The following is a 19,025-nucleotide window of genomic DNA, read 5'->3' as shown; positions in this document are numbered from 1 at the left end:
CTTTATTGAATTACTACTCTTTCAGTGGTTATATTAGGTAAGGTATCTACTTTTTTAAAATAATCAATAAATAGATTTCGCAATTTATAATCTAAGTAATATTTAATAGAACTGTCTCTAAAAAAGGTCATATTATCACCTCCATTAGCTAAATAATCTGAAGTGGCTACGTAATATATTTTTGAATCATCGACCGTATTTCCATTTACTAAAACATTTTTTAAGATAGTTTCATTCTCATCTGTAAAAATGGTTAAACCAGCTAAAGGATGTGGTTTTTTTTCTTTTAAAAAATAACTAGCTAATGTTTTTACTTCTTTTCCAGTTAAACCGACAATCATCACGCTGTTTTCAAAAGGCATAATTTCAAACGCCGTTCTTGTAGTAACATTTCCTTCAGGAATAATAGATCTAATTCCACCATGATTTAATAAACAAAAGTCGATTTCTTTGTTTTCTCTCTTTTTAAAAATTGGATTGCTTAATTCTAATGTGGTTTCTGCAAAAAAATTACCAATATTGGTTTGCCATTTTCCTTTACTCTTTTCTTGTGTTACTGGATTGTAAGCTAAAACACTATCTAAATCATTGGTTATATGTTGTCGATAAGGAGCAATAAACTTCTCAATAGCATCATCAGTTGCATACTGTTCATTAATGTTTATTCTTTTGCCTTGTACTTCATAAATAGTATTCTTATTTGTTTTGCAAGAGGCTAAGCTTATTAATGTTAATAATATAACAAAATAACTAGTATTTACTCTTTTCTTTTTTACATTTACCATCCTTTAAATAGGTTTAAATATTTATTTTTGTCAAACACGTAAAATTACTATGTTTTCTAGAATTATAAAGGACTTTTTCCTAAAAAAAGATATTAATAAAAGGTTAACAAAAATTACAGAAGGTTCAAATGAAAAAATAAATACTATAGGAATACTAATTGATTCAACTTACTTCTTTGATACAGAGAAAGTAGTGGAAGAAATTAAATCAAAACAATTTAATTTTAAAGAGATTAAGGTTTTGTATTATAATGATAGTATTAGTCATAAAGACAGCTTATCACAATTGAGTTTTTCATATAGAGATATCAGTTGGTCAGGAAAAATTAAAGTTATTGAAGTCCAAGATTTTATTTCCTATCCTTTTGATTTGTTAATCAATTTTTATGACAAAGAAAAATTACCCTTGTTGTATGTTTCTCTGTTTTCAAAAGCAAAATTTAAAGTAGGTTTTGATGATATTGTAACAAATGTGGGTAATCATTTAATAATTAAATCAGATATTAAGGACTATCGTGATTTTATCTTCGAACTGTTTAAATATTTAAAAATACTTAATAAATTATAGAATGAAAAAATTTGCTGGTACTGGTATTGCACTAGTTACTCCCTTTAAAAAGGATTTCTCAGTTGATGTTGAAGGCTTGAAAAAAGTGGTTGAATTTGTAATTGAAGGAGGAGTGGAATATTTAGTAGTTTTAGGAACTACAGCAGAAACAGCTACTTTAACACCAGAAGAAAAAGAAGTAGTGATTGCTACAGTAGTTGAAGTAAATGCAGGAAGATTACCCTTGGTTTTAGGTGTTGGTGGAAATAACACCATGAAAGTAGTAGAAGAATTAAAAACTAGAGATTTTTCTAAATTTGATGCGATACTTTCTGTTTCTCCCTATTATAATAAGCCGACACAAGAGGGTATTTATCAGCATTTTAAGGCAGTAGCGGAAGCGTCTCCTGTCCCAGTAATATTATACAATGTTCCGGGTAGAACGGCAAGTAATGTTCTTCCGACTACAGTGTTACGTTTAGCTACAGATTTTAAAAATATTATTGCCATTAAGGAAGCAGCGGGTGATATCGTTCAAGCAATGCGTTTAATTCAGCACAAACCAAAGGATTTTCTAGTAATTTCAGGTGATGATATGATTACTTTACCAATGGTTCTCGCGGGTGGTTCAGGAGTTATATCGGTTATAGGTCAGGGTTTCCCTAGAGCATTTTCCGAAATGGTTCGTTTGGGATTGGAAAGAAAGGTGAGTGAAGCCTATGAAATTCATTATCAATTAGCAGATGCTATTGATATGATTTTTGAACAAGGCAATCCAGCAGGTATTAAAGAAATATTTAAAATTAAAGGGATAACCGAAAATACAGTTCGATTGCCTTTAGTAAATGTTGATAAAAATTTAGCAGAAAGATTGTCTGATTTTACTATTAAAAATAGCTAAAAAAAGATTTTTGTAGTATATAAATAATACCTAAATTTGCAGTTGCTTTTTTAGGTGGCTAATGTTGTGAATTTAAAAGAGTAAAATAAATAAATAGATGAATAAGATTATTAGTTTTTTCCTTATTGTAATTTTTCTTAGCTCGTGTAGTGAATATCAAAAAGCGCTAAAGAGTGAAGATTTAGCTGTGAAAAATAAGGTAGCAAATGCAATGTACGATAAAGGGAAATATAGTAAAGCCCTACGATTATATGAGCAAATAGCTCCAGCTTATAGAGGGAAACCTAATGCTGAAAGACTTTTTTATTTGTACTCAAAATCCTATTACAATACAAAACAATATTATTTAGCAGGGTATCAATTTGAGAGTTTTGCGTCTAATTATCCTAAAAGTGAAAAAAGAGAAGAAGCTGCTTTTTTATCTGCCGAATGTTTTTACAGATTATCACCAAGGTATAGTTTAGATCAAACAGATACGGATAAAGCTTTAAATAAATTGCAAGCTTTTATTGATTCTTATCCAGATTCTGAATATTTGCCAAAAGCAAATGAATATGTGAAAGAATTACGTGAGAAATTAGAGAAGAAAGCTTTTGAAATAGCAAAACAATATTATACTATTTCTGATCATAGATTAGAATATAATGCAGCATTAACAGCTTTGGATAACTTTATTTCGGATTACCCTGGTACTCCATTTAAAGAAGAAGCCTTGTTTTTAAAATTTAGTACCGCTTACAAATTAGCGATGAATAGTGTGCAATATAAAAAGGAAGATCGTTTAATTTTAGCAAAAAATGCGTATGCAACTTTTACAAAATTTAAATCGGATTCTGAATTTAAAACTAAAGCTGATGCAATGTTAGCTACAATTAATCAAGAATTACAACAATTTTCTAAATAAGTTAAATCATGGATTTAAAAAAGACGACTGCTCCAGTGAATACAATTACGTATAACAAAAATGTAATTGAAGAGCCAACGGGTAATATATATGAAGCCATTACAATTATGGCTAAAAGAGCAAGTCAAATTAATTCTGAAATTAAAAAGGAATTAATTGAGAAATTGGAAGAATTTGCAACTTACAACGATAGTTTAGAAGAAATCTTCGAAAACAAAGAACAAATCGAAGTTTCAAAATTCTATGAGAAATTACCAAAACCTCATGCTTTGGCAGTTCAAGAATGGTTAGAAGGTAAAATTTATCACAGAGAAGCAAAATAATACATGAACAGTTCTGTATTAAGTGGTAAAAAAATCTTGCTAGGAGTTTCTGGGGGAATTGCCGCTTATAAAACAGCACATTTAGTTCGACTTTTTATTAAAGCAGGTGCTCATGTACAAGTAGTAATGACACCTGCTTCTAAAGATTTTGTAACTCCTTTAACTTTATCTACACTTTCAAAAAAACCGGTGTATTCTTCTTTTTTTGAAGAAGAGGCTGAGAATGGAGTTTGGAATAATCATGTTGAATTAGCACTCTGGGCTGATTATATGCTTATCGCTCCCGCTACTGCAAATACCTTATCTAAAATGGCAAATGGGAATTGCGACAATTTATTAATTGCAACCTATTTGTCAGCAAAATGTCCTGTTTACTTTGCTCCAGCTATGGATTTAGATATGTATAAACATCCATCCACTTTAGATAGTTTTCAAAAATTAAAAAAGTTTGGTAATACCATTATTCCTGCCGAAAGTGGCGAATTAGCCAGTGGACTTTCTGGAGAAGGCAGAATGGCTGAACCTGAAAATATTATTCGTTTTATAGAAAGTGATATTCTTTCGAAGTTACCATTAGCTGGAAAAAAAATATTAATTACCGCTGGTCCAACCTATGAAGCGATTGATCCTGTTCGATTTATCGGAAATCACTCATCAGGTAAAATGGGATTCGATATTGCTAAAATTGCAGCACAAAATGGAGCTGAAGTTGTTTTAGTGTCAGGACCTACACATTTGGATTTACAACATCCTTCAGTTTCTTTAAAGCGTGTAAAATCGGCAGAAGAGATGTATGATGCTTGTTTTTCTTATTTTTCTACTATGGATGTAGCTATAGCAGCAGCAGCTGTTGCAGATTATAAGCCAAAAAATGTTGCAAATCAAAAAATAAAGAAAGACGATTCAACGTTTATAATAGAGCTAGAAAAAACAAAAGATATTTTAGCTTCTTTAGGTAAAGTCAAAAAAGACCAATTTTTAATTGGTTTTGCTTTGGAAACTGAAAACGAAATTGAGCATGCTAAATTGAAAATTCAGAAAAAAAACTTAGATTTGATAGTTTTAAATTCTTTAAATGATAAAGGAGCTGGTTTTGGTCATGATACCAATAAAGTCACTTTTATAGATAAGCATTTTACAATTGAAGCTATGGATTTAAAATCAAAAGAAGCTGTTGCTCAAGATATTATCAATAAAATTATTCTATATTATGATGCGTAAATGGTTAACAATAGTGTTTCTGTTTTTTGCCTTACAAATGGTAAAATCACAAGAATTAAATGCAACAGTCTCTGTCAATGCAGATAGAATGACCGATGTTAACCCGCAAATATTTAAAAATTTAGAAAAACAAGTTGGTGAATTTTTAAATAACACTAAATGGACTAATAGAGAATATCAACTGCATGAGAAAATTGCCTGTAATTTTTTTATAAACGTATCAGAATTTAATTCTAATAATATAGTTGCCACTTTACAAATACAATCTTCTAGAATTGTTTTTAATTCTAGTTATAGTGCTCCAGTACTTAATTTAAATGATAAAGATTTTGGTTTTCGTTTTATCGAATTTGAACAATTAATTTATGACCAAAATTCTTTTAATTCAAATCTTACTTCCGTTTTAGCGTATTATGCGAATATTATTATAGGAGTTGATATGGATACCTATGGAGAGTTAGCTGGAACAAAATACTTGGAAATTGCTGCAAATATTATGAATCTTTCACAATCAAGTGGTTATAAAGGTTGGTCGCAATCTGAAGGGAATAATAATAACCGTTATTTTTTAATTTCTGATTTATTATCTAATACTTACGCACCCTATAGAAAAGCATTGTATCAGTATCATTTGAAAGGATTGGATTTAATGGCTGATGATTTAAAGAAAGGAAAAGAAGGAGTAGCGGAGTCAATTGACATATTAGCTCAAATTCAAAGATCACGTCCTAATGCACTTTTAACGAGAACATTTTTTGATGCTAAAACAGATGAAATTGTGCAAATTTTTACGGGTGGACCACTAACCAATAATGCTAATTTACTAGCAAATCTTAATAGAATTTCTCCTTTGAATTCTATGAAATGGAATAAAATAAGATAGTTTCTTAAACCTAATTTACATCAAAAAATTATGCTTTTATCTCTTTCGATAAAAAATTATGCATTAATCGAATCATTAGATATTACTTTTTCGAATCAATTTTCTATTATTACTGGTGAAACTGGTGCAGGAAAATCTATTTTGTTAGGTGCTTTAGGACTTGTTTTAGGAAATAGAGCTGATTTGTCTGTACTTAAAGATAAAGATCAAAAATGTGTTATTGAGGCTACATTTTCATTGACTAATTATAATTTAGAGCGTTTCTTTCAAGAGAATGATTTGGATTATGAAGATCAAACTATTATTAGAAGAGAAATCCTTCCTTCGGGTAAATCAAGAGCATTTATCAATGATAGCCCGGTAAATTTAAATGAATTGAATGAATTAGGTTTTTTTCTAATAGATATTCATTCACAACATGAAACGAGAGAGCTTCTTAATGAAGCCTATCAATTTGATATTTTAGATGCTGTAGCTCAAAATGACAAAAGACTTACAAGTTATAAGAAAGGATTGGAAGTTTTAAATCAATCCAAAAAAGAATTAAAACAGCTTATTGCTGAGAAAGAAGCTTTATCTAAAGAACAAGAATATAATAATTTTCTAGTAGAAGAATTAGTAGCAGCTAAATTAAAAGAAGGCGAACAAAAGGATTTAGAAGAAGAGTTAGATCAGTTAAGTAATGTAGAATTGATTAAAGAAAATTTAGATAAAGTTTTAAGTGTAGCTAACGAGGAGCAATTAGGAACATTAGTAACTTTAAATGAAATAAAACAATCGCTTCAAAAAATTGCTGTTTTTTCAAAAGATTATCATGATTATCATGAGCGTATAATTAGTGTTTCAATCGAACTACAAGATATAATAGATGAGTGCTTTTCTAGTGCAGAAAAAATTATAAATGACCCAGAACGTTTGGAATTTGTCTCTACTAAATTGCAAACCATCTACACTTTACAAAAAAAGCATAATGTAAGCACTGTAGAAGAATTACTTGCGATTCAGAATCAATTAGATGGCAAATTAGTTCGTTTTGAAGATTTAGATGCAGAAATTATAAAAAAAGAACAAGAACAAGTTGATATAATTGAAAAACTAGATCAAGTTGCGAATTTGCTAACTAAAGCTAGGTTAGACGCTGTTCCTATTTTATCTGAACAAATTCAATATATTTTAACACAATTAGGCATGCCAGATGCTAAAATTGTATTTGAGATTCAACCCACAGATTCCTATACAAAATTTGGAAAAGATACTATTTCTTTGTTGTTTTCGGCAAATAAAGGAATGGCAATAGGACCCATTAAAAAAATGGCTTCTGGAGGAGAAATGTCTCGTATAATGCTTGCAGTAAAAGCAGTTTTGGCCAATTATTCGAAACTACCATCTATTATTTTTGATGAGATAGATACAGGAGTATCTGGTGAAATAGCAATAAAAATGGGGGAAATAATGAAAGAAATGAGTAAAAATATGCAAGTTTTTGCTATTACGCATTTACCTCAAATTGCAGCCAAAGGAGATCAGCACTATAAAGTATTTAAATACAATGTAGAAAATGATACGCTTTCCGAATTAAAATTGCTTACTGCTGAACAACGTGTTGTTGAAATTGCAGAAATGCTTTCGGGCAAAAATATTTCTGATTCAGCAATTAATCATGCTAAAGAATTATTAAATTAAAAAGGACTTCATGGAAAATTTAAGCGTATATGAAAATCTCTTTATTAAAGCAGATAGCTTAATTAGTGAAGGAAAAGTGGCAGAAGCGAAAGAGTTATTAGAAGATATTTTAGAACAATGTCCCGATTTTGGTAAAGCACATAACCATTTAGGATGGATACACTATAATAAGTTGAGTAATCATGAAAAAGGGATTTACCACTATAAGTTAGCCATGAAATTTGATCCAAAATATCCTGCACCTTATCTTAATTATGCTTACTTATTAGTCGATTTAGGAAAGTACTCAGAAGCAAAAGAACATATTCGTCTTACTTTTGCAACTGGAGATAATATAGATTATTGCAATTTTTATAGTGAATTAGGTCGAATTGCAGAGTTAGAAGGGGAATATACATTGGCTTACCAATATTATAAAAAATCGAAAGACTTGGCGTTTAACCCTCAGTTTATTGAAAATATGAAGATCAATACACGGAGAGTTTGTGATAAAATGTCTATTTTTGAAAAGTTAAAAATTAAATTCAATAAAAAAATATAAAGATGGTAATAGAACCTAGAATGAGAGGATTCATTTGTTTAACAGCTCATCCAGTGGGTTGTGAACAAAATGTAAAAAATCAGATAGCCTATGTTAAGTCTAAAGGTGAAATTGATGGGCCTAAACGTGTTTTAGTAATTGGTGCTTCTACTGGTTTTGGTTTAGCTTCAAGAATTACAAGTGCTTTTGGTTCAAACGCTTCTACAATAGGTGTTTTTTTTGAAAAACCACCTATGGAAGGTAAAACAGCTTCTCCTGGATGGTATAATTCTGCTGCATTTGAAAAAGAAGCTCATAAAGCAGGTTTATATGCTAAAAGCATTAACGGGGATGCCTTTTCAAAAGAAGTTAAACAACAAACTATAGATATGATTAAATCGGATTTAGGTCAGATAGATTTAATTATTTATAGTTTGGCTTCACCCGTTCGTTTACATCCTGATACAGGAGTTTTACATCGTTCTACTCTAAAGCCAATTGGTAAAACGTTTACAAATAAAACGGTAGATTTTCATACTGGAAAGGTAAGTGAAGTATCTATTGAACCTGCTACAGAAGAAGATATTGCAAATACTGTTGTTGTAATGGGAGGTGAAGATTGGTCGATGTGGATAGATGCTTTAAAAGAAGCTGATGTTCTAGCAGATGGAATAGCAACCATTGCTTATTCTTATATTGGTCCTGAAGTAACTGAAGCCGTTTATCGAAAAGGAACTATTGGTCGAGCAAAAGATCATTTAGAGGCAACCGCTTTCGAAATTACTGAAAAATTAAAGAAAATTAATGGTAAAGGATATGTTTCTGTAAATAAAGCATTGGTTACCCAAGCAAGTTCAGCTATACCTGTGATACCTTTATATATATCATTATTATATAAAATCATGAAAGCAGAAGGAATTCATGAAGGTTGTATCGAACAAATCCAACGTTTGTATGCTGATAGATTGTATACTGGAAAGCCTGTACCTACAGATGCAGAAGGTAGAATACGTATTGATGATTGGGAAATGAGAAGTGATGTTCAAGATCGAATTGCAAAATTATGGGAGGATTCAACAACAGAAACTTTAGTTGAATTAGGAGATTTAGCAGGTTATAAACAAGACTTTTTAAATTTATTTGGTTTTGGTTTTGAAGGTGTAGATTATTTAGCCGATGTAGATGAAATGGTTCAAGTGCCTAGTATAAAATAAATTATATTCTGATAATATGAAAAGTTGCAAGATATTTCTTGCAGCTTTTTTTTATTTCTAAAAAAATGAAAAAAAAAGCAATCCTTTATAAAATAAAACAAAAAAAAATACGTTTTAAAAACGTATAAATAAGATTAATCTATAGTATTAAAATATTTTTTTAGAGTTAGTTATTATCTAAAATTAAATTTTCATTATAAACAAACAAACAGTAATGAGAAATAAAAATCCCAAGAAAGTCTTGGGATTTTTTTATTTTAATCGATAAAATCTTCATTTTGAAATACTCGAAATGAAAAACGATAGCCTTCATAACCAGCTATTGCATAAAAAAATACGTCCATAAAACTAAAACCTTCTTTCATTAACTGAGGAATATAAGAATAATCCATATACAATAAAGTATTGAAAAAGGAGAGTTCTTGGTATTCAGAAATAAAACCAATAATACTGAGTAAGTTTCCTAAAGCACAGCTAAAAACAGCAATGATAGCTCCAGCAATTCCAAATTTTTGATCAATACCTTTGCCAATATAGCGCATCGTAAATCCAACACCTGCTCCGATTGCAATTGCCATATAGCCAATTTGAAATTTGGTTGCAACTGTAATTAAAGCCCAAAGTATCGCTCCAATAGTTCCTACTAATAAGGATAAAATAATACCAAGTGAAAAATTTTGTTCTGATTTAAATCTTTCAATATGTTTTTCTGAAAAATTCCCACTTAAGTCTGAATGATAAATAATTCTTTCTTCTTGATTGGCTGCTTCAATTGAAAGGTCTTCATTGTAATCAGCACAAGTACTTGTAAATGTTGCTTTTTCATTGGTTAAATCACATAAAATCCCTTGGTTAAGATCCATTTTGCGATGGGTGCATTTTTCGCAAAAAAGCAATTGTTCTTTTCTTGTCATAAGGTTAAGTTTTAACAAAAATAGAATTTATTATGTTTTAAAAAAGTGTAAATGCTTATTTAAAGACTATCTAAATTAATAAAAATCTTTTGGCTCATTGGGTTTAAAAAAGACCTTTAAAAGTCCAACTAATGACACAAGAGTCCAACAGGCTTCTAGTATAATAAAAGGTAAATAATCAAGAAGAATAGAAGCAAAGCAAGCTAAACCTGCGCCTAAGCAATTTAAAAAAAGGTAAACGATGCTCTTCTTTTTTAAATAGTTACTTAAGTTTAAAAAATAGGCAACTAACAAAATACTTACACCTATAAACCCTATCCAATCGGTTGTATTCATAAATAGTAATTTAGGTATCTAAAACGAATTGTGCTATTGTAAAAATAGTTTTTTTTACACTTTTAAACAACCTCTAAAACCTCTAGCTGCATAATATGATTGTGCTCCATTATGATAAATAAATACATGGTTGTATCTGAAATCTCCAAAAATAGCTCCGCCTAACTTTCTGATTTCATTTGGAGTTTTCAACCAACTTGAAGTTTTTAAATCAAAATCGCCTAATTTTTGTAAAAAATGATATTGTTCTTCATCTAAAATTTCAATTCCCATTTCTAAAGCCATATCAATTGCACTGCCATTGGGTTTAAATTCTTTTCTAGCATCAAGAGCTTCTTTATCATAACAAATACTTCTTCTCCCTTTCGGACTTTCAGTAGCGCAATCAAAAAAAATATATTCTTTTGTGTGGGCATCAAAAGCTACCACATCTGGTTCTCCTCCAGTACTTTCCATTGCATATAAAGCTTTGTATGCCTGAGGGTTTTTGGTTAACTTATCTTGAACCTCTTGCCATACAATCCCTTTATGTCGAAGAGGGTTTTTCTCAAAGCGTTTTTTTAGAATTAATAATAATTCTTCTTGTTGTTCTTTATTGAAATTCATTGTTTTTTGCTTTTATGGGTTAAATAGCTTCCTCGTTTTCAAAATATTCTTCAATAATTTTTGATAATATTTCTAATGTGAGCGGTTTAGTTTTAAATTCTTTTAATGGAGGATTAAATTTTTTTGCTTTTGCAATATCTTCTGGATTAGAAGAGGTTGTGAGCATGGAGATAATCACTTTTGTTTTGTATTCGTTTTCTAATTTTTCATAAGCTTCCAAAAATTCCCAACCATTCATAGTTGGCATATTAATATCTAAAAAAATTAAATCGGGATGAATTGTTTCATTTTTTAAATATTCTAAAGCCTTAGTCGCAGAGTCATAGGTAATGATTTCCTTGGTAAACTCACTTTTTTTAATAATTCTTTCATGAAAAAAATTATCAAATTTACTGTCATCAATTAACATGATGCTGTTTAATTGTCTATTCATTGGTTTGAGATAATAAATTAAAATGAAATGTGGTACCTTGGTCAATTACTGATTCTACCCAAATCTTGCCATTGTGTAGCTCCACAATTTTTTTACAATGGGCTAATCCTAAACCATAGCCTTCATACTGTAAAGTTTCTTCTGTACGTTGAAAGATATTGAAAATTTTATCAAAGTTTTTAGAATTTATACCAATGCCATTATCTTGTATTGAAAACTCCCAATGGTTCATTCTTTTTTCGCAACCAATGATAATTATAGGTGCTATGTTGTCATTAGTGAACTTAATTGCATTGGTTATTAAATTAAGAAATAATTGATGTAATTCAACTTTATAACCGATTATATTGGGTAAATTTTTGGGATAATGGACCGTTGCTTTTTTAGACTCAATTAAAGATTTTAAATCGGTTAAAGTCGCTTTGAGGATTTCATTTAAGTCTACTGAAGTAGTATTTGATTTTATACCTAATCTAGAATGGTCTAATAAGCCACTTACAAGTGCTTTCATGCGCATGGCAGCCTGATCAATTATCGATAAATATTCTTTCCCTTGTTGGTCTAAGAATGCTCCATAATCTTCTTCGATAATTTGGATATAATTGCTAACGGTGCGAAGAGGTTCTTGTAAATCGTGAGAGGCAATATAGGTAAACTGCTCCAGTTCTTTTATTTTTAATTCTCTTGCTTTTAATGCTTTTGCCAATTCATTTTTTTTGAATTCGGTTAAATCTCTAGTTAGTTTACCAAAACCAATAACTTCATTCATTTCATTATGAATTGCCGTGATGGTGATATTACCCCAAAACCAAGTGCCGTCTTTTTTTACGCGCCAACCTGTATCGGTTGCTCTGCCATACTTTGTAGCTTGTTCTAATAATTTAAGATGTTTTTTGTTTAATTGGTCTTCATGAGTGTAAAAGAGACTGAAATTCTTACCAATGATTTCATCAGAATGATACCCTTTTATTTTTTTAGCTCCTGAATTCCAGTTTTGAATTGTGCCCTCTTTATCTAAAAGGATAATGGCATAATCCTGAACTTCCTCAATCATTTTCAAAAGAGTATAAACCTTGTTCTTATCGGTTAAGTACATATTTTATAAGAAAAGTTAAAAAATAGTCTGGGGTTAAAGCAACTTTTTAAACTCTTATTCTTTCAAATTTAACAAAAAAAAATTGATAACTTACTGCTAATACATACAATTTAATCGGTACAAACATAAATCAATAGAAATAAATATAGAATGAAACTAAAATTTGGATAAAAATTATTTTATGATAATTTCATATTTGGCTAATAAACCTGATAAACCTTCTTGGGCAAATTTGGCTCTCTTTATCTTATTTAATTCCGGATCTAAAACATAATTAAAACTCGTGGTAAAATCAGCTTTACTTAAATTGGTTTCAATAAAAACGGCTCTTCTTAAATCACAATGATCAAAAATAGCCTCTGTTAAGTCGGTTTTCATAAAATCAGCAGCGACAAGGCTACAGCCTGTAAAACGAATCTGTTTTAATTTTAAAGTATAAAATTTAGTGTAATCTAAAAGGCAGTCTGTGAAATTAAAAGCATAAATGACTTGGTCGGTCATGGCAAAATTAACATTTGTAAAGTCACATTTCATGAATTCAACTCCTCTTAAAGAAACGTAGTTGATTTTGGTATCATTAAAATTACAATTCGTAAAGATACAATCAATAAAATAGACACTTGTAAAAAAGCAACTTCTAAAATCGCAATTAATAAAATGGCAATTTTCGTATTCTTTAAATTTAATATCCTCTTCTTGAAAAACGATATCGACAAATTGTTGGTCTTGAAAAAAATCGTTAGTCATCTCTTATTTTTTCTTTCTTTTTGCTGCTTTTTTTGCTTCTGCTGCGCGGTTTCTTGGCGCGGTTTTTCTAGGTTTCGTTTTGCTTGGACCGCCTAAATTTACTTTTTTATTTTTATCTTTCTTTTCATGAAAAGCTGCTCCTTTATTTTCAAGATTTATTTTTTTACCAATAGATTTGAATCGGCGTTTGTCTTTTTCGAATTCGAGTTTCTTTTCTTCAACAGCAACAGTTTCTGGCATTTCTAAAACATCTATCTCCATATCCATAAGCATTTCAGCTGCTAACAATTGTTCTTCTTCATAGGGTGCAACTAAACTAATCGCCATTCCTTCTTTATCAGCACGACCTGTTCGGCCAATTCTGTGAATATATTGTTCTGGAATTTCTGAAAATTGTAAGTTGAACACATGAGTAATATCTGAAATATCTAAACCTCTTGCCATGACATCAGTAGTGATGATACCTCTTATTTCAGAATTTTGAAAATTAGCCATAGTGGTCAAACGATAGTTCTGAGACTTATTAGAATGAATCACACCAAATTGTCCGGGAAATTCTTCTTCTAAAATTTCAAAGGCAACATCTACAATTCGTTTGTTATTCACAAAAAGTAAAACTCTTTCTGTGGTTTCATCCGTTGCCAAAAGATGTTTGACCAAATTCATTTTCGTAAGGAAATTAGGAACATGATACACCTTTTGCGTAATTTGTTCCAATGGTGTTCCACTTGGCGCTAAGGATACTTCTTCTGGAAATTCAAAAAATTCATCTAAAACATCATCTACATCTTCTGTCATGGTTGCAGAAAACATAATGTTTTGTCTTTTACTTTTCATCATCGATAAAATAGAAGTCAATTGTACCCTAAAACCTAAATTTAGGATTTCGTCAAATTCATCTATAACTAATTTTTGTAAAGCATCAAAACGCAAAACACCATCTAAAGCTAAATCCATGGTTCTTCCTGGAGTACCAACTAAAATATCCACTCCTTGTGCTAATTCTTTTCTTTGGGTATTAATATTAACTCCACCATAAATACCAAGTGTTCGAACCGACATAAACTGTGTTAGTTTTTCCACTTCTTCTACTACTTGAACGACAAGTTCTCTGGTTGGAACTAAAATTACAACTCGTGGGGATTCTGAATTTTGAAATTTCCATTGTTTTAAAATAGGTAGTAAATAGGCAAATGTTTTTCCAGTACCTGTTTGTGCAATTCCCATCATATCTCTTCCTGAAAGGATCACTGAAAAGGATTTTTCTTGAATGGGTGTTGGAGTAACAAAGCCCAATTCATCTAATGCTTTTTGTAGTGATTTTGGTAAATCGAAATCTAGGAATGTCTTCATCGCAATTGTAATTTTGGCAAAGGTACGTAATCTATTTTTATTGATTTATAGCTTTTGTTTCTCGAATGCAATTCAATTGAAAAAAGGTTGAAAATAAAAGTAAGATATAGTATGAAATGTTTTTGTGTAACATTGATTACAACCACAAAGGGAAAGATTTTGTAATTTTACAATAAAAAAGAAATGAATGAAAAGTTTTCTAATTTAATTCATCAAAACGAATTGGTTTTAGTTGATTTCTATGCCGAATGGTGTGGTCCATGTAAAACAATGTCGCCAATTTTGCAAGAAACCAAAAGTGTTTTAGCAGATAAGGTGCGAATTATAAAAATAAATGTGGATCACTATCAAGATTTAGCGAATGAATTTAGTGTAAGAGGTGTGCCTACTTTAATTTTGTTCAAGCAAGGAAAAATGTTGTGGAGACAATCGGGAGTGGTTTCTTCTAGAGATTTAGTAAGTATTATACAATCTCATTTCAATTGATTTTTGTACTTTCGAGTTTTAATACGTTATTAATTAATTTAATTCCAATACAAAGATGAAGGTAAAATTTGGTGTGGTGATGCTATTGTTTTTTATGGCAACTTCTTGTGTGAAATCACAAACGGATAAGGTTCAGGTTGTAAATGCAACTATTTTTGAAGAAAAAATGAAAGAAGAAGGTGTACAACTTATAGATGTACGAACACCGCAAGAATTTGCTTCAGGTCATTTGCCAAATGCCATAAACATTTCTATTAACGATCCTAATTTTGAAGAAAAAATGCAACAATTGGATAAATCTAAACCTGTTTTAGTGTATTGCAAATCGGGAGGAAGAAGTGGTAGAGCTTGCAGTCAATTGAAAGATTTGGAATTTACTACCATCATAGATTTAGATGGAGGAATAACCGATTGGCAAGCAAGTGGGAAACCAGTAGAAAATTAAAATTTAAAAAGCCGACTTAGATGTCGGCTTTATTTTTTAGAAGTTAGGAGATAAATTGTATTTTTTATAGAAAGTATCTAAAGCTTCTAGTACTTCATCTTCGTTATCTACAATTGTAAACAAGTCTAAATCACCAGGACTAATATTATGGAATTTATCTAATAAGGTAGCTTTCACCCAATCCATTAATCCAGTCCAAAATTCGGTACCTACTAAAATTATCGGAAATTTGGCTATTTTTTTAGTTTGAATTAAAGTAATTGCTTCGAATAATTCATCCAAAGTTCCAAAACCACCAGGCATTACGACAAATCCTTGTGAGTATTTTACAAACATTACTTTTCGGACAAAGAAGTAATCAAAATTTAAGTTTTTATCTCTATCAATATAAGGATTGAAATGTTGTTCAAAAGGTAAATCGATGTTTAAACCCACTGAAGTTCCACCACCATGATGTGCTCCTTTATTACCAGCTTCCATAATACCTGGACCACCGCCTGTAATAACACCGTAACCACCTTTGCTAATTTTATAAGCAATTTTTTCTGCTAACAAATAGTATTTGTCTTCTGGTTTTGTACGTGCGGATCCAAATATTGATACACAAGGGCCAATTCTTCCCATGGCTTCATATCCGTTTACAAATTCAGACATGATTTTAAAAATTGCCCAAGAGTCATTCGTTCTTATTTCGTTCCAAGTTTTTTGTTTAAACTTTTCTTGTATTCTGTGATCGTCGTTTTCGTATTGATCTATTGCCATCTTCTTTTCGTATTTTAAAATTAAACAAGCCTGCTAAGATAATTCTTTTTTCAAAAACTGAGCAGTGTAGCTTTTTTTATTTGTAACAATTTCTTCGGGTGTTCCTTTGGCTACTAATTGTCCGCCACCTTTACCACCTTCGTAGCCAATATCAATTACATAATCGGCTAGTTTTACCACATCTAGATTGTGTTCGATAATTAAAACCGTATTGCCTTTGTCTACTAGTTTGTTAATCACATCCATTAAAACTCGAATATCCTCAAAATGCAAGCCAGTTGTAGGTTCGTCTAAAATATAAAAAGTATTACCCGTATCTTTTTTGGATAATTCTGTAGCCAATTTTACCCTTTGAGCTTCACCACCCGATAAAGTGGTACTTTGTTGTCCTAAGGTAATATAACCTAAACCTACATCTTGAATGGTCTTTACTTTGCGGTAAATTTTTGGAATATTTTCGAAAAAATCAACGGCTTCGTCTACTGTCATGTCTAATACATCAGAAATGGATTTTCCTTTGTATCTTATTTCCAAAGTTTCTCGGTTAAAACGTTTTCCTTGGCAGGTTTCACATTCTACATATACATCCGGTAAGAAACTCATTTCAATGGTTCGTACTCCAGAACCTTCACACGTTTCACAACGACCTCCTTTTACATTAAAGCTAAAACGACCGGGTTTGTAACCTCTAATTTGTGCTTCTGGAGTTAAAGTAAATAAGTTCCTAATTTCAGAAAAAACATCGGTGTAAGTTGCTGGATTACTTCTTGGAGTTCTTCCAATCGGACTTTGGTCGATATCAATTACTTTATCAATATGTTCCAAACCTTCAATTTTTTTGTAAGGCTGAGGTTTCTTTACAGCATTGAAAAAATGAGCGTTTAAAATGGGATATAAAGTCTCGTTAATTAAAGTAGATTTTCCACTACCTGAAACACCAGTCACACAGATTAATTTTCCTAATGGAAATTCTACGGTTACATTTTTTAAATTGTTTCCAGAAGCCCCAGTTAGTTTTAAAACTTTACCATTACCTTCTCTTCTGGTTTTTGGAACTTCTATTTCCATTTTACCATTTAAATATTGAGCCGTAATCGTGTTGTGTGATAAAATTTCTTTAGGTGTGCCTTCACTAATGATTTTACCACCAAAACGACCCGCTTTTGGTCCAATATCAATTACATGATCCGCTACTAAAATCATGTCTTTATCATGTTCTACAACAATGACTGAATTTCCTAAATCACGAAGGCTTTCCAAAGATTTTATTAATCTTTCATTGTCTCTTTGGTGTAAGCCAATGCTTGGCTCATCTAATATATATAATACACCAACTAATTGGGAACCAATTTGTGTGGCTAAACGAATACGCTGCGCTTCTCCACCGGAAAGTGTTTTAGAACCGCGATTCAATGATAAATAATTTAAACCAACATCCAATAAAAATTGAAGTCTAGCTGTAATTTCTTTTAATATTTCAGTAGCAATAGTGCTTTGTTTTTCTGATAAATGGTTGGGTAAATCAGCAAACCAAGTAGCTAATTCAGAAATGTCCATTTGTACTAAATCACCAATATTCTTTCCGTTAATTTTAAAGTAAAGTGATTCCTTTTTTAAACGCGAACCTTCACATTCTGGACAACTATTTTCGTCCATAAAATCTTTAGCCCATCTTTTAATAGAAGAAGAGCCACTTTCATCGTATTGATTTTTTATAAAATTAGAAATACCTTCAAAATCAATTTTATAATCTTTGGTTATTCCCATTACTTTGGAAACTACCGAAAATTTTTCATTTCCTCCATACAAAATCATTTGCATGGCTTCTTCAGGAATGGTATCGATAGCATCTGTTAATTTGAAATTATACTTTTGCGCAATAATTTCTAATTGTTTAAAAATCCAAGAGTTTTTATATTCTCCTAATGGTGCAAAACCACCACTTTTGATGGATGCTTTCGGATTAGGAATAATTTTAGTTAAATTAATTTCATTGATAACACCTAAACCATTGCATGTTGGACAAGCTCCTTTGGGAGAGTTGAAAGAAAAATTGTTGGGTTCCGGATTGGGATAGGATATTCCAGAAGAAGGACACATCAAACTTCTACTATAAAAGCGTACTTCTTGACTTTCTTGTTCGATTACCAGTAAAACATCATCACCATGATACATGGCGGTGTTAATGCTTTCTGCTAATCTTTTTTCAGTTTCTTCATTGTTTTCAATTGCCATTCGATCGATTACAATTTCGATATCATGGGTTTTATAACGATCTACTTTCATGCCAAATTCTAAATCGCGAATTTGTCCGTCTACGCGTACTTTTAGAAAGCCTTGTTTGGAAATTTGTTCAAATAACTCTCTATAATGTCCTTTTCTAGAACGCACTACAGGAGCTAAAATATTGATTCTTTTCCCTTGAAAATCTTCAATGATGAGGTTTTTAATTTGCTCATCGGAATAGGAAACCATTTTTTCTCCAGTATTGTAACTGTAAGCATCCGCAGCACGCGCATATAATAATCGGAGGAAATCATAGATTTCTGTAATCGTACCTACGGTAGAACGCGGACTTTTACTGGTTGTTTTTTGTTCGATAGCAATTACAGGTGAAAGTCCGTCAATTTTATCTACATCAGGTCTTTCTAGACCACCTAAAAATTGGCGTGCATAGGCAGAAAAGGTTTCAATATACCTACGTTGTCCTTCAGCATAAATAGTATCAAAAGCTAAGGAAGACTTTCCAGAACCTGATAAACCAGTTATAACCACTAATTTTTCACGAGGAATAACAACATCAATATTTTTCAGATTATGAGCTCTCGCACCAATAATTTCTATAGTTTCTTCTGTGTTTAGCATA

The 19,025-nt window shown here is 30.9% G+C and carries 21 protein-coding genes; 11 read left to right on the top strand and 10 right to left on the bottom strand.

Features of this window, described 5'->3' with window-relative positions; translation table 11 throughout:
- Nucleotides 1-2: 2 nt before the first annotated feature.
- The gene (locus NHF47_RS14320; RefSeq protein ID WP_252765578.1) at nt 3-785 is read right to left on the bottom strand and encodes a 5'-nucleotidase C-terminal domain-containing protein; all 783 of its coding nucleotides are present in this window, start codon (nt 783-785) and stop codon (nt 3-5) included.
- 49 nt (nt 786-834) lie between these two features.
- On the opposite strand from NHF47_RS14320, the gene NHF47_RS14315 reads away from it, so the two are divergent.
- The 9 genes from NHF47_RS14315 (at nt 835) to fabV (ending at nt 8,981) form a co-directional block, all read left to right on the top strand.
- Nucleotides 835-1,353 carry a hypothetical protein gene (locus NHF47_RS14315; protein WP_252765577.1) on the top strand — a complete coding sequence of 173 codons (519 nt, stop codon included), beginning with the start codon at nt 835-837 and terminating at the stop codon, nt 1,351-1,353.
- 1 nt (nt 1,354) lies between these two features.
- Nucleotides 1,355-2,233, top strand: coding sequence for a 4-hydroxy-tetrahydrodipicolinate synthase (gene dapA / locus NHF47_RS14310; RefSeq protein ID WP_252765576.1), 879 nt, complete (start codon nt 1,355-1,357; stop codon nt 2,231-2,233).
- Nucleotides 2,234-2,330: 97 nt separating this feature from the next.
- Nucleotides 2,331-3,137, top strand: a complete 807-nt coding sequence (locus tag NHF47_RS14305) for an outer membrane protein assembly factor BamD (RefSeq protein WP_252765575.1) — start codon at nt 2,331-2,333, stop codon at nt 3,135-3,137.
- Between the two features lie 8 nt (nt 3,138-3,145).
- Nucleotides 3,146-3,460: a DNA-directed RNA polymerase subunit omega gene (locus NHF47_RS14300; protein ID WP_140998785.1), complete on the top strand. Its 315-nt coding sequence runs from the start codon at nt 3,146-3,148 to the stop codon at nt 3,458-3,460.
- A gap of 3 nt (nt 3,461-3,463) precedes the next feature.
- On the top strand, nt 3,464-4,681 hold the full coding sequence (gene coaBC, locus NHF47_RS14295; RefSeq protein ID WP_252765574.1) for a bifunctional phosphopantothenoylcysteine decarboxylase/phosphopantothenate--cysteine ligase CoaBC: 1,218 nt from the start codon (nt 3,464-3,466) through the stop codon (nt 4,679-4,681).
- On the top strand, nt 4,671-5,564 hold the full coding sequence (locus NHF47_RS14290; protein ID WP_252765573.1) for a DUF4835 family protein: 894 nt from the start codon (nt 4,671-4,673) through the stop codon (nt 5,562-5,564). The genes coaBC and NHF47_RS14290 overlap by 11 nt, the downstream gene beginning before the upstream one ends.
- A 30-nt stretch (nt 5,565-5,594) precedes the next feature.
- Complete coding sequence (recN, locus tag NHF47_RS14285; RefSeq protein ID WP_252765572.1) at nt 5,595-7,247, top strand: DNA repair protein RecN; 1,653 nt, start codon at nt 5,595-5,597, stop codon at nt 7,245-7,247.
- Between the two features lie 10 nt (nt 7,248-7,257).
- Complete coding sequence (locus NHF47_RS14280; RefSeq protein WP_252765571.1) at nt 7,258-7,788, top strand: tetratricopeptide repeat protein; 531 nt, start codon at nt 7,258-7,260, stop codon at nt 7,786-7,788.
- Nucleotides 7,789-7,790: 2 nt separating this feature from the next.
- Nucleotides 7,791-8,981: an enoyl-ACP reductase FabV gene (gene fabV / locus NHF47_RS14275; protein WP_252765570.1), complete on the top strand. Its 1,191-nt coding sequence runs from the start codon at nt 7,791-7,793 to the stop codon at nt 8,979-8,981.
- A gap of 257 nt (nt 8,982-9,238) precedes the next feature.
- Here the strand turns inward: fabV and NHF47_RS14270 are convergent, their stop codons facing one another.
- The 7 genes from NHF47_RS14270 to NHF47_RS14240 form a co-directional block, all read right to left on the bottom strand.
- Nucleotides 9,239-9,895, bottom strand: a complete 657-nt coding sequence (locus tag NHF47_RS14270; protein WP_252765569.1) for a hypothetical protein — start codon at nt 9,893-9,895, stop codon at nt 9,239-9,241.
- Between the two features lie 75 nt (nt 9,896-9,970).
- Complete coding sequence (locus NHF47_RS14265) at nt 9,971-10,231, bottom strand: hypothetical protein (protein WP_252765568.1); 261 nt, start codon at nt 10,229-10,231, stop codon at nt 9,971-9,973.
- A gap of 54 nt (nt 10,232-10,285) precedes the next feature.
- Complete coding sequence (locus NHF47_RS14260; protein WP_252765567.1) at nt 10,286-10,837, bottom strand: DUF4256 domain-containing protein; 552 nt, start codon at nt 10,835-10,837, stop codon at nt 10,286-10,288.
- 19 nt (nt 10,838-10,856) lie between these two features.
- Nucleotides 10,857-11,270 (bottom strand): response regulator, encoded by a 414-nt coding sequence (locus tag NHF47_RS14255; protein WP_252765566.1) that lies wholly within the window; start codon nt 11,268-11,270, stop codon nt 10,857-10,859.
- The gene (locus NHF47_RS14250; protein ID WP_252765565.1) at nt 11,263-12,324 is read right to left on the bottom strand and encodes an ATP-binding protein; all 1,062 of its coding nucleotides are present in this window, start codon (nt 12,322-12,324) and stop codon (nt 11,263-11,265) included. The genes NHF47_RS14255 and NHF47_RS14250 overlap by 8 nt, the downstream gene beginning before the upstream one ends.
- Before the next feature lie 216 nt (nt 12,325-12,540).
- On the bottom strand, nt 12,541-13,113 hold the full coding sequence (locus tag NHF47_RS14245) for a pentapeptide repeat-containing protein (RefSeq protein WP_252765564.1): 573 nt from the start codon (nt 13,111-13,113) through the stop codon (nt 12,541-12,543).
- 3 nt (nt 13,114-13,116) lie between these two features.
- Nucleotides 13,117-14,466, bottom strand: a complete 1,350-nt coding sequence (locus NHF47_RS14240; RefSeq protein ID WP_252765563.1) for a DEAD/DEAH box helicase — start codon at nt 14,464-14,466, stop codon at nt 13,117-13,119.
- 183 nt (nt 14,467-14,649) lie between these two features.
- Between NHF47_RS14240 and trxA the strand changes: the two genes are divergently transcribed.
- A complete protein-coding gene (trxA, locus tag NHF47_RS14235; protein WP_252765562.1) occupies nt 14,650-14,952 on the top strand; it encodes a thioredoxin in 303 nt (100 codons plus the stop codon).
- A 55-nt stretch (nt 14,953-15,007) separates the two neighbouring features.
- Nucleotides 15,008-15,397, top strand: coding sequence for a rhodanese-like domain-containing protein (locus tag NHF47_RS14230; protein WP_252765561.1), 390 nt, complete (start codon nt 15,008-15,010; stop codon nt 15,395-15,397).
- 36 nt (nt 15,398-15,433) lie between these two features.
- Here NHF47_RS14230 and NHF47_RS14225 read toward each other — a convergent pair whose 3' ends face one another.
- Together NHF47_RS14225 and uvrA are read right to left on the bottom strand one after the other, a co-directional pair.
- Nucleotides 15,434-16,159 (bottom strand): TIGR00730 family Rossman fold protein, encoded by a 726-nt coding sequence (locus NHF47_RS14225; RefSeq protein ID WP_140998770.1) that lies wholly within the window; start codon nt 16,157-16,159, stop codon nt 15,434-15,436.
- Nucleotides 16,160-16,192: 33 nt separating this feature from the next.
- Entirely contained in the window at nt 16,193-19,024 is a 2,832-nt protein-coding gene (uvrA, locus tag NHF47_RS14220; protein ID WP_252765560.1) for an excinuclease ABC subunit UvrA, read from the bottom strand.
- Nucleotide 19,025 lies beyond the last annotated feature (1 nt).

The sequence above is a fragment of the Flavobacterium sp. NRK F7 genome (assembly GCF_024054195.1).
Taxonomy (GTDB): domain Bacteria; phylum Bacteroidota; class Bacteroidia; order Flavobacteriales; family Flavobacteriaceae; genus Flavobacterium.
This window is presented reverse-complemented; position numbering and strand designations above follow the sequence as displayed.

Excerpts from the sequence above, each read along its gene's own strand:
- dapA (WP_252765576.1), top strand. The coding sequence starts at position 1,355 with ATGAAAAAATTTGCTGGTACTGGTATTGCACTAGTTACTCCCTTTAAA.
- coaBC (WP_252765574.1), top strand. The coding sequence starts at position 3,464 with ATGAACAGTTCTGTATTAAGTGGTAAAAAAATCTTGCTAGGAGTTTCT.
- NHF47_RS14225 (WP_140998770.1), bottom strand. The coding sequence starts at position 16,159 with ATGGCAATAGATCAATACGAAAACGACGATCACAGAATACAAGAAAAG.
- NHF47_RS14240 (WP_252765563.1), bottom strand. The coding sequence starts at position 14,466 with ATGAAGACATTCCTAGATTTCGATTTACCAAAATCACTACAAAAAGCA.
- NHF47_RS14290 (WP_252765573.1), top strand. The coding sequence starts at position 4,671 with ATGATGCGTAAATGGTTAACAATAGTGTTTCTGTTTTTTGCCTTACAA.
- uvrA (WP_252765560.1), bottom strand. The coding sequence starts at position 19,024 with ATGCTAAACACAGAAGAAACTATAGAAATTATTGGTGCGAGAGCTCAT.
- NHF47_RS14265 (WP_252765568.1), bottom strand. The coding sequence starts at position 10,231 with ATGAATACAACCGATTGGATAGGGTTTATAGGTGTAAGTATTTTGTTA.
- fabV (WP_252765570.1), top strand. The coding sequence starts at position 7,791 with ATGGTAATAGAACCTAGAATGAGAGGATTCATTTGTTTAACAGCTCAT.
- NHF47_RS14270 (WP_252765569.1), bottom strand. The coding sequence starts at position 9,895 with ATGACAAGAAAAGAACAATTGCTTTTTTGCGAAAAATGCACCCATCGC.
- trxA (WP_252765562.1), top strand. The coding sequence starts at position 14,650 with ATGAATGAAAAGTTTTCTAATTTAATTCATCAAAACGAATTGGTTTTA.
- NHF47_RS14230 (WP_252765561.1), top strand. The coding sequence starts at position 15,008 with ATGAAGGTAAAATTTGGTGTGGTGATGCTATTGTTTTTTATGGCAACT.
- NHF47_RS14315 (WP_252765577.1), top strand. The coding sequence starts at position 835 with ATGTTTTCTAGAATTATAAAGGACTTTTTCCTAAAAAAAGATATTAAT.
- NHF47_RS14255 (WP_252765566.1), bottom strand. The coding sequence starts at position 11,270 with ATGAATAGACAATTAAACAGCATCATGTTAATTGATGACAGTAAATTT.
- NHF47_RS14260 (WP_252765567.1), bottom strand. The coding sequence starts at position 10,837 with ATGAATTTCAATAAAGAACAACAAGAAGAATTATTATTAATTCTAAAA.
- recN (WP_252765572.1), top strand. The coding sequence starts at position 5,595 with ATGCTTTTATCTCTTTCGATAAAAAATTATGCATTAATCGAATCATTA.
- NHF47_RS14320 (WP_252765578.1), bottom strand. The coding sequence starts at position 785 with ATGGTAAATGTAAAAAAGAAAAGAGTAAATACTAGTTATTTTGTTATA.
- NHF47_RS14250 (WP_252765565.1), bottom strand. The coding sequence starts at position 12,324 with ATGATTGAGGAAGTTCAGGATTATGCCATTATCCTTTTAGATAAAGAG.
- NHF47_RS14300 (WP_140998785.1), top strand. The coding sequence starts at position 3,146 with ATGGATTTAAAAAAGACGACTGCTCCAGTGAATACAATTACGTATAAC.
- NHF47_RS14280 (WP_252765571.1), top strand. The coding sequence starts at position 7,258 with ATGGAAAATTTAAGCGTATATGAAAATCTCTTTATTAAAGCAGATAGC.
- NHF47_RS14305 (WP_252765575.1), top strand. The coding sequence starts at position 2,331 with ATGAATAAGATTATTAGTTTTTTCCTTATTGTAATTTTTCTTAGCTCG.
- NHF47_RS14245 (WP_252765564.1), bottom strand. The coding sequence starts at position 13,113 with ATGACTAACGATTTTTTTCAAGACCAACAATTTGTCGATATCGTTTTT.